Annotated in this window: 7 protein-coding genes; 6 read left to right on the forward strand and 1 reads right to left on the reverse strand. The window is 43.3% G+C overall.

What is annotated here, in order from left to right; genetic code table 11:
- Positions 1-304: 304 nt before the first annotated feature.
- From KL866_RS19345 to KL866_RS19370, 6 genes are all read left to right on the forward strand, one after another.
- On the forward strand, positions 305-3898 hold the full coding sequence (locus tag KL866_RS19345) for a TonB-dependent receptor (protein ID WP_025254073.1): 3594 nt from the start codon (positions 305-307) through the stop codon (positions 3896-3898).
- Positions 3899-3909: 11 nt separating this feature from the next.
- Entirely contained in the window at positions 3910-6450 is a 2541-nt protein-coding gene (locus KL866_RS19350) for an Ig-like domain-containing protein (protein ID WP_214996569.1), read from the forward strand.
- A 153-nt stretch (positions 6451-6603) separates the two neighbouring features.
- Positions 6604-8118 carry a tryptophan halogenase family protein gene (locus KL866_RS19355; protein WP_214996571.1) on the forward strand — a complete coding sequence of 505 codons (1515 nt, stop codon included), beginning with the start codon at positions 6604-6606 and terminating at the stop codon, positions 8116-8118.
- A complete protein-coding gene (locus KL866_RS19360; protein WP_251140190.1) occupies positions 8111-9091 on the forward strand; it encodes a glycosyl hydrolase in 981 nt (326 codons plus the stop codon). Before KL866_RS19355 ends, KL866_RS19360 begins: the two co-directional genes overlap by 8 nt.
- Positions 9092-9231: 140 nt before the next feature.
- Positions 9232-10941 carry a sulfatase-like hydrolase/transferase gene (locus tag KL866_RS19365; protein WP_214996573.1) on the forward strand — a complete coding sequence of 570 codons (1710 nt, stop codon included), beginning with the start codon at positions 9232-9234 and terminating at the stop codon, positions 10939-10941.
- A 214-nt stretch (positions 10942-11155) separates the two neighbouring features.
- Positions 11156-13471 carry a hypothetical protein gene (locus KL866_RS19370; RefSeq protein WP_025254068.1) on the forward strand — a complete coding sequence of 772 codons (2316 nt, stop codon included), beginning with the start codon at positions 11156-11158 and terminating at the stop codon, positions 13469-13471.
- A 185-nt stretch (positions 13472-13656) separates the two neighbouring features.
- Here KL866_RS19370 and KL866_RS19375 read toward each other — a convergent pair whose 3' ends face one another.
- Positions 13657-14556 carry a family 16 glycosylhydrolase gene (locus KL866_RS19375; protein ID WP_214996575.1) on the reverse strand — a complete coding sequence of 300 codons (900 nt, stop codon included), beginning with the start codon at positions 14554-14556 and terminating at the stop codon, positions 13657-13659.
- Positions 14557-14684: the final 128 nt, after the last annotated feature.

Consider the following 14684-nt stretch of genomic DNA (forward strand, 5'->3'; position numbering starts at 1 on the left):
ATTAAAAGCAAAAAAAGTTAAACCAACAAATTTCAGCAACTTACAGAAATACCCCCACCCTCCCCCATTAAAATTGTTAACAAAAAACTATTTACCATTTACATTATATAAATTAAGTATTATTGTTTATTGAAATAATTGTAAACCAATTGTTATTTACGTGTTTTGTCTGAGGTAGAATCTGTATCTTGAAGTAACTAGGGTGCTGCCACGTTGGCGAAACTGGGATGAAAACACAAAAATGGAAGGCGTAAGTGAGTGGACTTAAGAACACACAACCACGCGCCACCGGTAGGAGGTATGCGTGAATATTTCAAGACCAAAGTTTAAACTTAGTGCTCTTGCCCTAGCTATATTGGGAGCTTCTCCCTCGGCATATTTATGGGCCCAAGAAAATAGTGATATTGAGCGCCAAGTTTCATCAAAAGAGATTGAAAAGCCTAAAGAAGAAAAAGAAAAGAAGAATGACGATGAAGATGATGTAGAGATCATCACCGTTAGTGGCTATAAAGGAAGCTTACTTAAATCGATGTCAGATAAAAGGCACTCTAAGAATGTTTCTGATTCAATTTTTGCGGAGGATATAGGTAAGTCTACCGATCAAAACATTGCAGATGCGCTATCTAGGGTGACCGGTGTTTCGGTTCAAAGTGAAGATGGCGAAGGTACACGAATTACCGTTCGTGGTGCTAATCCTAACCAAAATATGATTACGTTAAATGGTGTTCAATTAACTAGCTCTGATTTTAATCAAGCAGTCGATTTGAGTGCTTTCTCTTCTGATATTCTATCAAGTATCAATGTCGTCAAAACCCCTAGCGCCGACCACGATGAAGGTTCTTTAGGTGCATCCATCAGTTTGAATACTGTTCGACCGTTAGATATTCGTAAGGACAGGCGCTCTCTAACTATTCAAGGTCGCTACAACGACTTTTCTGAAAACGATGACTATAAGCTATCAGGTGTTTTTTCTGAGAAATTTTTTGATGACCGGTTAGGTTTTATCATACAAGGATACACAGAAACTAACTCTGTAAGACGTGACGAGATGAGGATCAACGATTTTCAGAAACGTGATATTGTTGCTGCCTATGACCAGAATGGAAACATTGTTACAGACTACACGGCTATTGCACCTACCGAAGTAGAATACACGCTTTTTCAAAATGATCGCGACCGCTTTGGTGTAAACGGTAGTCTTCAGTTTTTACCAACCGACACTAGTAATATTATATTTGATTTCAATTATAGTGAATTCAGTAGTGAGCAGTATACAAATGGCATTATTGCTCGTAACGCTTTTCCTGAACGGAGAAACTTTGTAGAAGGCGAAGTTAGCGACGTCCAGATTAATGGTCAGCCATTCATCCCTACCTTTTCAGATCCTACATTAGATTGGACTAATGTAAATACAGATACCCGCACAGTAACTCGACAACTTCGTCGTTTTGCCGATGGAGGATACCGCCACAATGATAGAGGCGAAGATACCTCAAACATTCAACTTGGGCTAACGCTGGAGCAGGAAATCACCTACGATTTGCGTATGGAAGCGGGAGCTAATTATTCAAAAACCTCAGAACGTCCTGATCAAAGCTTCAGCGTATACCTTCTCAATGGTGGCAACCCACCTATGGGCCGCCTTTTCGCAGGTCCTGAAGGCGAGCCACATACAGGCATACAACCTGCGGGCTATGACTGTACATCAGGTCCATGCCGTATGGTTTTCGGCGACGGTTTAATATCTGAAAATGACCCTTTTACTCTTTTTGATAACACGTCTAGAACCGCCTGGAATCCAGATGATATTGCCTCTCACAATACTAATAACTTTCGATTGCTAGACCGAGAGGTGGATGATGAGCAAGAAACATACTTTGTCGATTTTGATTGGGATGTAGAGTTTGCCGGTATTACCAAATTTGAGTTTGGTGCAAAATATCGCAAACGCACAAAGACAGTCGATGATCAGGCTTACGCCTTAAACAATACTTCTCAGGCTGTAACCGTTGATGTTTTCGACGCGGATGGGAACTTAGTAGGTCAACAGGTTCTTCAAGAAGGGCAAAATTTAGGCACTGTGCCAATTGCTAATTATACAATTGCAGATTCATTTCCCTACGACAATTTTATGGAGTCGTTAGGTATTCCTATGAATGCTGCGACCGACGGTTGGCCACTTATTTCAGCTCAGCTTCTACAAGAGCAAGCATTAGGCATAGACAATCTAGCTTTGCGACCTGATCCTGCGAACTTTAGAGAAACAGAGCTAAAACACCAAGCAGCTTACTTCATGGCCAACTATGAATATTTAGAGGGGCGACTTACAGGTGATATCGGTGTTCGCTACATAAAAACAGAAAGTGCAAGCCTTGGTAATTCTGGCGCACGCTTTGCCGGCGACAATGTATTTGGGCGTGTTTTTGATCCATTCTTTTTTAGGCAACTTCGTGACTTTGTCAACAATCCTGAATGCCAGATCCCTGGAAATCCGTTAGTTGCAAATCAATTCCCAGGCTACAACAGACTTGATGGATTAGGATGGGATTTGACTGGCGAAACACCGGTAAGATTACCGGCCGATCCATCTGGCTACCCTTGTTATGACCCATTAGCACTTCAAGGCGCTGGAACTTCGTTTTTCCTTGCCCGTCACGAAGATATCTCAAGACACCCTTTTTACATTTGGGGAGACGACCCTTATAGCCCTGAAGACCGTTCGATCGTAGCTTTCGCTACTCAGGGGGGCAATGAATACGACATGTTCCTTCCAAGCTTGAACCTTAACTATCAAATTGGTGAAGACCTAATTAGCCGCTTTGCGGTTTCAAAAACTATTTCTCGCCCGAACATAGATTCACTTCGCCCAGGATTTAATTTGAACGAAAATTTCTGGGCTCCGCATGATGCAGCTAGCGGTAACATCAATTTATTTAACCCTGGACTTATGCCTCAGGAATCAAAAAATCTGGATATATCGTTGGAATGGTACTTTAACGAAACCAGTTTAATTTCTGCTGCATTCTTCTATAAAGACTTGTCAAACTTTGAAGAAAGAGAAGCTGCGCTAGTTTACGCAGAAGATTTACGTCATGTAGACCTTACTCAACCATATAATGTAGATGGTTTAATTCTGACAGAAGCTGAAGTTCGAGAAAATCTGCAAAACCCTGATCTTATAGACGGTCAAGGCTACGCGGCTTGTTTCCCTGACAGAGGAAATATCAGTAGCCTTCAGGCTGATTGGTGGTTTGACGAGTCTGACGATCTTATAGGTTGGTGTTCTCAATTCACGGCTACACGATTACGTAACGGCTCTGGAGCTGAAATTAAGGGTTTAGAGCTCAGTTATCAACAGGTTTACGACTTTTTACCTGGTATTTGGTCAGGCTTGGGCGCTCAGGTTAACTATACGTATCAAGATAGTAAGACAGACCTTGAGTTTTCTTCTTTTGATGAGACGAAAACACTTCCCCAATATCCACAGTCGTGGACGCCTGAACACAGTTATAACGCCACCATATTTTGGGAAAAAGGTGGTCATCAAATTCGTCTTGCCATGCGTGGAAAATCTGACGAGCTGATTCAAAGAACATGGAACGAAGGCTCACTGTGGCGAGATGGAAGTATGTTGTTTGATTTAACCGCAAGCTACCAGATTTCGAAAAACATGCGCGTTTCATTTCAAGCCATAAACCTTACTGACGAAGAGACGCGCAACTACTTTACTAGTCGCACGATCAATTTGGGTGATACAGAAATAGTGGACGGGCAGGAAGTGACTGTACTCTACGACGAAGGTAACCCGCTAGAAAATAGTAATGTCACGCAATCTAGAACCCAACAGTTGTACAAAACAGGCCGTACATACCGTTTAGATTTTCGTATAGATTTCTAGGAGCACAGATAATGAGAACTCAAAAAACAACGCTACTAGCACTTTCAGTCGCTTTTGCACTTACAGGCTGCGGTGGCGGTGACGATAGTAGTACAGGTAGCATAGGCTCGAATGGCCCCAACCGCGCACCTCAGTTAAGTGTTGAAGCATTAAACACAGACCGTGGTCAGCCCATGGAAGTTATGTCGAATAATGAGCAAATTGTTCGATGGGAAGTAAGTTTCGAAGAGTCAGAGGTCACTTTTACTGACCCAAGCGATCCCAACCAATTTGTAGATTTCTATGATATAGATTTGCTTCAGGGGATATCCGATCCCGATGGTGATACTTTATCAGTCAAAAACGTAACCTTTCTATGGTCAGGGCCCGACTGCGCGAACACGACAGTGGACGCAGCAAACTTCCCTGATGTGTGCGACCCGATTCTGGCGGAATTCGGAGTAGAAGCTGGTTCGACAATAACGCCTGAGATTGCTGCTGATATTCGCGAATATCAAAATCTTCCGGTCGTTGACCAAGCCATCTTTGGATTCGAATTTTTAGAAAGCAAATTGCGTGTTACGCCTCGAAACTTTGCACCTATTCTACGCAGTGGTCAAACTGCAGAATTAGGTTTTGCCTACGAAGTTACTGATGGAGAGCAAACGCTCCAACGCCAAATTGTTGCCATTGTAAATGGCAAAGATAAAGCTCCCTCATTTATTGAAACTAACGCCGATGGCACACCTAGGCTAGACTCTGACGGCAATCAAATAGCAGTCGAGCCTCCATCCCTATTGGTCTCGGAAAAGTCAGACGCTACCACTATCGATATGGTTGCTGGACTGTACGACCAAGACATTTACGATGTCCAAGCTTGGCAACGTGAAATTGGTAATTTGGAAGATTATTACAGTTCGATTAGAAATTTATATACTCAGGAAAACCTGAATATAGTCAACTTCACGGTAACGGCATCTAATGGAATGCAAGTGCCAGACGGGTTTGCCTCATTCGTCCGACACGTAGACCCGATTACAGGCTTAATGACCGGCGCTGACCTAACGATTAACGCCTCAGTATTTGCTGAAATATTGAGCGCTGGGGAGGTCGTTGATGTAACAGTTAGCTTTGGTGTTTCTGACGGTAATAACGTTGCCACTAGAGAGATCGTGGTGACAGTGTTAGGCGCAGATGAAGAAAATGCACCAATTTTCTTCGACGACTTAGAAAAAACCGTTGAGAGCACTAGCGATGCAACAAGCATTAACTTGCTGGAAGACGCTATAGAACTTGATGGTGACGAAATGTCTGTTGTTGGCTTAACGCCTGTAGGCTCAACTGAAACAGAGTACGGCATTTTTCTTAATGGCAATCGAATTAACATAGACCCTTACCATTTCACTTACTTATCGCCCGGTGAAACGAAGCAATACTCCTATACGTATCAAATTACTGATGGAAATATGACTTCAGATGAGCGACGTGTAGATGTCACTATAAAAGGTGTAAGTGCCAACCTTGCTGCAAGGGGCACTAACAGTGATCCAAGCTTTGAAAGTGGCTCACTCGACTCAAGCGCGTGGATATTCCAACCAGATCCTGCCTCAGAGGCAACGGCGGCGAATTTATTCGTTACAGATGCAGAGCAGCATTCAGGAGATTACAGTCTTACAAGCATGCAAGATGGAATGTTTACCACGCTTGGTATGACAGGTATTCAGCAAAACCAAATAGATGAAAACGATCTTTTCTACATCAGCGTGTATGCAAAAGTAGCGGCCGCGCCTTGGGGTACGCTTAACGGTCTTCTTAACAGAGGCGACAATTTTGACCGCAATAATGCTGTAGAAAACCTAGTTTTGCAGTCTGCACTTGGCGTGACTAATAATTGGGTGGAACGTATAACTACTCTGCGCGCTTCTGATTATTTTGACCCTGGCACTGATGAGCAGTTTAGCTTGTCCCTATTGATGAACCAAAACACTCAGTTCGACGACGTAGCAATCGTTAAAGTCAATAGCGGCGGCCAGAACCGTCAACTGATTTCAAATGGTCGATTCTTAAGTCCTTCTGCGCAAGGCTGGAGTGTTACAGGCGATGCAAATTTGGAGGTCACTTTAGATGCAAATCGTGCTTCAAACGGCAACGGCTCTGATTATGGTCTGCACGTAACAAATAATACTGGAGAAAAACAACGGTTGGAATTAGACCCCAGCTTTTTCCCACAGGGGGCGATTAAAAAAGGAATGCGTTACATCATTCAATTTGATATGCGTACGCCTTCTTACACTTCTGATACAGGAGCAGTCCCTATCGAATTCGGTATTTTTGAAGTAGCCGGTAGCAATTTTACAAAGAGAGTAGATTTTGCTAAACGCAGCCCAACCGAGTGGACTACATATTACATGCATATCGATACCACATCTGATAGTCGTTACTTCGGTGGAAATATCAATAGTGACGTCAACTTCGACTGGTCCTCTACTACAGTTCAGCCCGCTTTGTACATTCGTGCAGGCGATGAACTACAAATCGATAACATTTCGATGTATCCAGTACCTCGTCAATAATGGAAACAAGGTTAGGGTTGCTATTGAAAGCAACCCTAACCTTCTAACAAAAACGTTTATCCATTAGCAAGATAGTAGTAATACCCGGTAAGGCTTTCACCCGCTTTTCGACTGTCATTTTAAGGTCGTGAGAGTAATCAGGAGACATTAACAATGACAGCAAAGCTGAAAATATTCATTCTAGGCGGCGGAACAGCTGGTTGGATGACCGCCAATTTATTAGCTAAAGCGTGGGAAAAACAAGGCGTATCAATCACACTAATGGAAGCACCTGACGTTCCGACCGTAGGCGTAGGTGAGGGCTCAACCCCCTATATACGCCGTTTTTTTGAACGTATGAATATTTCTGAAAGCGAATGGATGCCTAAATGCCACGCTACTTATAAAACTGGCATCAGGTTTACCGACTGGTCGACAACACCCGGCTTTCAACACTACTTCCACCCATTTACCACTGAGCTAGATAACGTCACTTTCAACTTATTTAAACATCATGTTTCGCTAAGACGCCAAGGCCTTAATATTCACGTTCATCCCGATGATTACTTTCTTATGACTCGTTTGGCGAATAACTTTCAACTACCTAGTTCTAACGACTTTGTTAAGCAGCAAACTTTCTACGCGTATCATTTCGACGCAAAGCTGTTAGGCGACTACTTAAAAAATAAAGCGCTTGAACAAGGTGTTAGTCACGTTGAAGGTAAAGTTCTTGGCGTAGAAAAGCACCCTAATGGCGATATAGCAGCAGTTCACGACCAAAGCCTTCAACGCTTTGATGCCGATATTTTTATTGATTGTAGTGGCTTCAAGTCCCTATTGATGCAAAAAGCACTAAAGGTGCCTTTCATTAGTTATGGCGACACCTTGCTTAATGATGCGGCGGTTGCTATACCAACCGCTGCAGAAAAGCCTTACTGCCCTCAAACACTCTCTGCTGCAATGCCCTGTGGATGGCGCTGGAAAATTCCTCTCACCCAACGCACTGGGAACGGCTATGTATACAGTAGCAGCCACCTTTCAGCTGAAGATGCAGAGAAACAACTCAGACACTCACTCGGTGCCGATAGCGAAACTAATGCCGCTCATCATTTAAAAATGAAAGTAGGTCGCAACACTAAACACTGGTACCGGAACTGCTTAGCCGTTGGTCTTTCACAAGGTTTTATTGAACCGCTTGAAGCAACGGGGCTGCAAATGACACTCGTGACCATAGAGCAGTTCATTACGCACTTTGAGAAAGGGAAATATACTAACGAGTATCAAGATAACGTAAATAATGGCATTAACGCCGCCTTTGACCACATACGTGACTATGTTTCGTTGCATTACCTAGCAAACAGTCGAAACGATACGAGGTATTGGCAAGATTGCCGCAATGATATCGCCATCTCCGATTCATTGAAGCGCGTATTGGAAGTATGGAGCCAGGGAGGAGACCTTGAACAAGAATTAAACCAGCAAAATATTTCTCAATACTACCCTTCCTTGTCGTGGTTCGCGATCTTAACTGGTATGGGAATTTACCCAAAGACTTGCACTGTGGACAAAAAAGAGATTGAAAGATTTCACAAGGCGAGAGCTAACATGGCATCGTTTTTTAATAACTACATCACGCCAAGCGGTAAAGGTAATTCTGCGCAGCAACATGGAGTAGTCAGATATGCGTAATAGGCATTCTTACAGCATCTGCAGCACACCACGCTGCACATTAGGCAGTATATTAAAGCGTGCGCTTGCTTTGTGCGCCTTGTTCTTCTTCTTAATGGGCTGTGCGCCAACATCGAGTTCCAATAATAATGAGGCCCCCAAAGCAGCCACTGCTCCTTTTTCTATACCAGGTTACGCACCGCAAATTGAAAAGGTGAACTGGACACGGGTTGAATCAATGTCTGACGAATTCAATGGCAGTGATATTGATCTTAACAAATGGCAAGTAGAGCCCGTAGGTAATGGTTGGATGTGGATTGGACGCCCACCCGGTTTATTTAAAGCTGAGAATGTCAGCGTGTCTGGCGGTTCAATGAATGTAGAGGTTAGTTCCCTTGAAAAAAACACATACCTAAAAGACCGCGAGTACAAATATCAAGGAGCCATTGTACGCTCTCTTAATGCAGGCCAGCCGGGTTGGTACTATGAAGCTCGAATGAAAGCAAATGCTACAGAAATGTCATCCACGTTTTGGTTAATGACAAAGTCTAATGGCGTAAAAAAACTTGAACTCGATATACAAGAGTGTGTAGGCAAGATGTCTCCCACTGCCACTGAATGGGCGAAGAATTGGGATCGCATATTTCACTCTAATGCTATTCATCGCGTCAACAAATACAATCCAGATAAAGTACAAATTGAGGGGCGTGAATACCTGTCTGAACAAAACCACGAGCGCTATTTCGTCTACGCAGCTTGGTGGAAATCAGAGAAGGAAATTCGCTTTTATTTGGATGGAAAGTACGTGTATTCAATTGAGCCAAGTGTCGAGTGGGACGTACCCGCTTTCTACCAAATGGCCATTGAAACCTATGACTGGAATCCAGTTCCTGAGGATGGCGGTGTAGTAGTCTCAGGTACACAAGATGAACGAACTACTCGCTATGACTGGATACGGTCATGGCGTCCTGCCACTCAGCAACTTAAATTTTAGATGCCAAGATTGAGCTAACTCTTTGGTGGTAGGCCGATAATGTCAGGCTTACCGCCAGCGCATTCTTTAGGCATAACGGCACATAAAATCTCAGGCTCATCTTTCTCATGAGGCAACATTTAATACTTGGGTAAACAACCATGAACATTTTTTCTTTAAGCACGGCTTTTACAATCCTTCTAATCCTTTCTACGAATGTTTTAGCTAAAGACTCGCGCCCCAACATAGTAGTTATTTTGTCAGATGACGCTGGCTACTCAGATATAGGTTCTTTTGGCGGTGAAATAGATACACCAAATCTCGATGAGCTTGCGCGAAGCGGCATGCGTTTCAGTCAATTTTACAGCAACGCTAGATGCAGCCCTACAAGAGCATCGCTCTTAACAGGGGTCGATGCTGCTCATGTTGGCTTCGGCGGTGGTGTAGTAGGCGACTGGGTTCGCGAACTGCCTTTTTCTGCACACAGAGGCCGCATATCTTATGAGCAACCTTTGATATCTGAGCTATTAGCAAGCAATGGCTACGAAACAATGATGGCTGGGAAGTGGCATCTTGGCGGTAGTTATATAAAACAAAACCCAGAAAAACTCGCTCCCCTTTGGGAGAAAACTCATACTGCAATGAAGTTAACGCCTGAGGAAATGGAGCTAGACTACCTTGCGCTTCCACCTCAACGAGGATTTCAAAAGAGCTTTGTTTTTGCTGGGGCACAAGGCAACTTATTTTATACGCCCGAAGATGATCACCCATACTATGAGGGGAATGAAAGAGCGACGTTAGAATATTCTCAAGATTATGACATGTACTGCTATGCAAAGAGTCCAGCGGAAAAAAGCCGCTATGGTGCATGTCATGGTAAATCGCAAAAAGCTTTTTATGCTACTGATGGCATGACAGACCGCGCGGTAGAGATGATTAAAGACGCGGCTAAAACCCCCTCCCCGTTTTTCTTATACGCAGCTTTTAGGGCACCTCATAAACCATTACAAGCTCCCACAGAATTGGTAGAAAAGTATTTAGCGCGCTATCAAAATTTACAAAAAATGGTCGACGAGCGATATGAAGGGCTTGTTAAGTCAGGCTTATTTCCTAAAGATGCGAAGTCGAAAAGCGCAAAACATGTGCTAAGAGGTCTCAGTGATAAAAAAGTAGACGAGCTTCGTCTAATAGCCGCGGTTCACGCTGCAATGATGGAAAAAATAGATGAGAATGTGGGTAAAATTGTCCGCCAATTAAAAGCATCTGGAGAGTACGACAACACCCTTATTTTGTACTTCTCTGATAATGGCTCGGCAGCGCACACAGACGGCTTAATGAATGTGCCCTACCGAGGAGTAAAAGCCTTACTGTGGGAAGGCGGCGCCCGAACGCATGCTATTGCCAGTTGGCCAGGCGTAATCCCGCAGAACACGGTGTCGGATAATTTAGTTTGGGTAGGTGATATTGCTCCCACCCTACTTGATATAACCCAAACTCCTTTCCCCAAGACATTTCACGGCAAAACACCCCGAAAACCGGATGGAAGAAGTGTATACACTACCCTAAAGGGAGAAGACCAATCTCCCCCAGAAGCAATTTTTTTCAACGACAAAGGTCAGCAAAGCATTGTGTACCAAGGGCGCTGGAAACTTCTTATTGAGCCCGGCTGGTATCTACAAACATTAGAAGCACCTGGTATTGCATATGAACTTTACGACTTGCACACAGACCCTGCTGAAACAAATAATATTGCTAAGCTTCATCCTAAACTCGTAAAGAGACTGACAGCAATGAGTGAACGCTGGAAAAATGAAAATAGTATTGTAGATTATTCTAAAATCATTCAGCTGAAACCGCGAGACCCCTACTAATTAAACCTGTTCGAGAGTCATCCCAACATAAGACCAACGAGCAAAACTACTTTTGCTCATTATCTAGGCTGGCTCTTTTATCCCATTCATCCACAAATGCTTTGTGAGGCCCTCTGTAACCTTGCAAAGCTACACTTTTAACAATTGCTATCAATCAAAATTTCTGCTTAACTAATTGTTAACAATACTTTGTTAACAATTAAGGTAAAATAGCATGAAAGTCCACGCGTTGTCTTTTGCAATAACGGTAGCATGTTTAGGTTTGGCAGCGTGCAACACGCCCGCCCAAACCACCACGCCCCCAACGTCCTCCCCAAAGGTAATTACCGAACTTTATAACTTTGAAACCTCTATAAACGGGAAGGTGATAACTGAAAACGCTACAGCTAACATTCAACCGGCTGCTTCGGGTGAAGGCAATAAGCTGCAAGTTAAATTCAAAGGTGACGTAGCAGAAGCTTTTGTTAGGCTGGTTCCTACCGAAAGGTGGAACTGGAGCGCGCACGATGAGGTAAACCTCGCGTTCGACGCTATTAATCATGAGGAGAGCTCTATTCAGGTATACGTTGGCGTGGTCACTGAAAACGGTGAGCAAGCAAACCACAGCGTTATAGTGCCAGCAAAGTCAGATTCTACTTACTATTTTGTGCTAAGTGGCAAAGTACTAGATACAGATCTTGGCTACAAGCACTCTCGCATGGAAGCTTGGCAAAGCGATGAACAAATGGCGCATTTTCGAATAGGTAATATTGCGTTAGATCTTAGTTCAGTCAAAGAAATACGCCTGTTCACGCGCGGCAATATGGAAAGTAAACGCCTTTTGGTAGATAACTTCAGGCTACGAGAAAACCCTGATTACAGTGACGATTATAGGAAGAACATAGTCGATAAATTTGGTCAAAACGCTAAACGCGACTTTCCTCTCAAAATTCACTCTGAGGCAGAGCTCAAAGCTAAGGCTGACGAGGAATTAAGGCATTTAAACGCATCTAAGCCGTTGCCAGATCGTTCACGGTTTGGCGGATGGAAAAACGGTCCAAAATTAGAGGCCACCGGATATTTCCGTACTCATAAAATGAACGGTAAATGGTGGCTAGTAGACCCAGATGGTTACCTGTTCTTCTCTAACGGGCTTGCGAATGTTCGTATGGCTAATCTGACTACGCTTACAGGCATAGACTTCAAAGATGAATCTGTCCGCTATGTCGACCCTGAGTCTGTTACACCCGAAGATTCAATGGGCATAGTAAATGTGTCAAATCAGGTGAGAGATACTCGATTTGTCGCCTCTGATGTCCGTCACGATATGTTCAACTGGCTTCCAAATTATGATGATGACTTGGCAGATCATTATAGCTATAGACGCTCAGTACATCGCGGTCCATTAACTTCGGGAGAAACCTTCAGTTTTTATCGCGCTAATTTAGAACGAAGATACGGAGAGCCGACACCTGACAGCTACGAGAAAAAGTGGCAGCAGGTTACACTTGAAAGGTTTCAAGACTGGGGTTTTACGTCGATGGGTAATTGGGTAGATCCAGCGTTTTATCCTAATCAGCAGGTTCCTTATTTTGCAAATGGCTGGATAATTGGAGACTTCAAAACCTTAAGCTCCAAACACGATGTATGGGGTTCAATGCCCGATTCATTCGATCCTGAATTCGTGCGTCGCGCGAATATAACCATTGAAAACATTGCAGAAGAAATACAGGCATCGCCCTGGTGCATTGGTATATTTGTCGATAACGAAAAAAGCTGGGGACGCAAGGAAGGTTCACTTGAACAACGTTACGGCTTGATATTAGATGCGCTATCGAAGCCAATGAACCAGAGCCCAGCTAAAGCAGCGTTCATCAATGCATTAAAACAAAAATATACGTCAGTGGTGGAGTTAAATAGAAATTGGCAAACTTCGTTCACTCAGTGGCAAGATTTAGAACGTCCTTTCTCACCTAGTTTGAAAACGCAGCATTTAGAACAAGATTTGTCTATGATGCTGACAATGTTATCGGAGCAATACTTCAAGGTAGTCCATACCGCACTGGAAAAAGCGTTGCCAAACCATCTTTATATGGGGGCACGGATGGCAAGCTGGGGCATGCCTGATGAGACGATAAGTGCAGCAGTTCGCTACAGTGATGTACTAAGCTTCAACATCTACAAAGAAGGCGTGCAACCTTCTCAGTGGAGCTTCATAAAGGACCTAGATTTGCCCAGTATCATAGGTGAATTTCACATAGGGACAAATACAGATTCAGGGCTATACCATCCTGGTTTAGTCGCTGCGACTGATCAACAAGACAGAGCCAAGATGTATCAACAATATATGCAGTCGGTGGTAGACCACCCCAATATGGTGGGAGCACACTGGTTTCAGTATGTAGATTCCCCTATTACCGGCAGAGCATTTGATGGAGAAAACTACAACGTTGGCTTTGTATCTGTGACAGACATTCCATACCCAGCGCTTATTGAATCGGCAAAAGAGTTTAACCGTACTCTTTACCCACAAAGGTTTGAAAGTAAGTAAAAAAAGAGGAATTACCGGAAAAAAAAGCGGCAAATAGTATTATTCAATTGCCGCTTTTTGGTTAGCATCGTAAAAATACGTTAGTGACTTATCGTTATCTAGCTTACGCGCAGAATTTACACCTAACTGCATTCGCTGTTAAAGGAAAGCATATCGATAGAGCCGGGCTTTCTATTCACTTGGCCCTATTTCGATACTAGCTTCCATGTTCTCACCCAATCTACCAACATTGTGTTGCGGCTTTCATCCAGCAGCTCATCTTTTTCTGGCAAACCACATACCCAAGGGCTATCTTGAGTCCAAAGGTCCCAAATTATTTCTTGCTCTAGCGTAAACGGTTGCCGACTGATAACTTCTCCAGCGGGCTCTCCGTTAAGATAAAATTGGACCGTGTGCTCATCCTTCCACCATGCACCAAAAACGTGATAGTCCTCATTCCAGACTACGTTTTTACGGGTATTTTTATTTGATAATTTTTTCGTGCTCCAAGGGCTTTTATTGCGCTCAGTTTCTCCCTTTTTGACAATAAAGTACTGGGAATTCATCTGCCAAGGATATTCTTCGTTATCACCACAAGCGGGTTTAGAATTAAGCTCTATAATATCAATTTCATCTCGATTATTAGCATCGCCATTATTTAGCCAAAATGTGTTGTATGCGGGAATATGCGCTACTTTCAAACGGCTTTCTGTGTACATCGGAAACTTAATCTTCGCTTTAGAATGCACCCGTGACGTTTTGAACCACCGCTCTTGTGCCGATGGGTCTAAAGTGGCCTTTATCCACAAGTGACCGTCCTTCACTCCAGAATTTGTATCGACCATATTCACTGGTGTATCAGAATAGTTCCAGTTTGATTTTTTCCATTTAGCATTATCCCACTGATGGTTAAACTCATCAGAAAGCGCGTCCACTTTTTGCCAAACCTTTCCTTTAGGTGTTGAATCTACAAAACTAGTAAAAGAAGGTTTCAGTGGGCTTGCATCATCTACGTCAAATTCCCCTTCAATGGCGCGTGCACTTAAGGGAGCCGCTACAACAACAACCGATGCCCAAAATATAATTTCACTTTTTTTCTTTAGCATATTCTGCCTGCCCCATTACAAAAAATTACACAAATATGTATCCACTCTTCATGAACGATGAACCAGACATTCATAACCAAACCTGTTAACGAAAAGTTTAATTGTTAACAATATTATGATAAACATCT

It is taken from the genome of Alteromonas sp. ALT199 (assembly GCF_018619335.1).
Taxonomy (GTDB): domain Bacteria; phylum Pseudomonadota; class Gammaproteobacteria; order Enterobacterales; family Alteromonadaceae; genus Alteromonas.

What these genes read in the sequence shown, in the direction of transcription:
- KL866_RS19350 (WP_214996569.1), top strand. Translation starts at nt 3,910, where the DNA reads ATGAGAACTCAAAAAACAACGCTACTAGCACTTTCAGTCGCTTTTGCA.
- KL866_RS19355 (WP_214996571.1), top strand. Translation starts at nt 6,604, where the DNA reads ATGACAGCAAAGCTGAAAATATTCATTCTAGGCGGCGGAACAGCTGGT.
- KL866_RS19360 (WP_251140190.1), top strand. Translation starts at nt 8,111, where the DNA reads ATGCGTAATAGGCATTCTTACAGCATCTGCAGCACACCACGCTGCACA.
- KL866_RS19365 (WP_214996573.1), top strand. Translation starts at nt 9,232, where the DNA reads ATGAACATTTTTTCTTTAAGCACGGCTTTTACAATCCTTCTAATCCTT.
- KL866_RS19370 (WP_025254068.1), top strand. Translation starts at nt 11,156, where the DNA reads ATGAAAGTCCACGCGTTGTCTTTTGCAATAACGGTAGCATGTTTAGGT.
- KL866_RS19375 (WP_214996575.1), bottom strand. Translation starts at nt 14,556, where the DNA reads ATGCTAAAGAAAAAAAGTGAAATTATATTTTGGGCATCGGTTGTTGTT.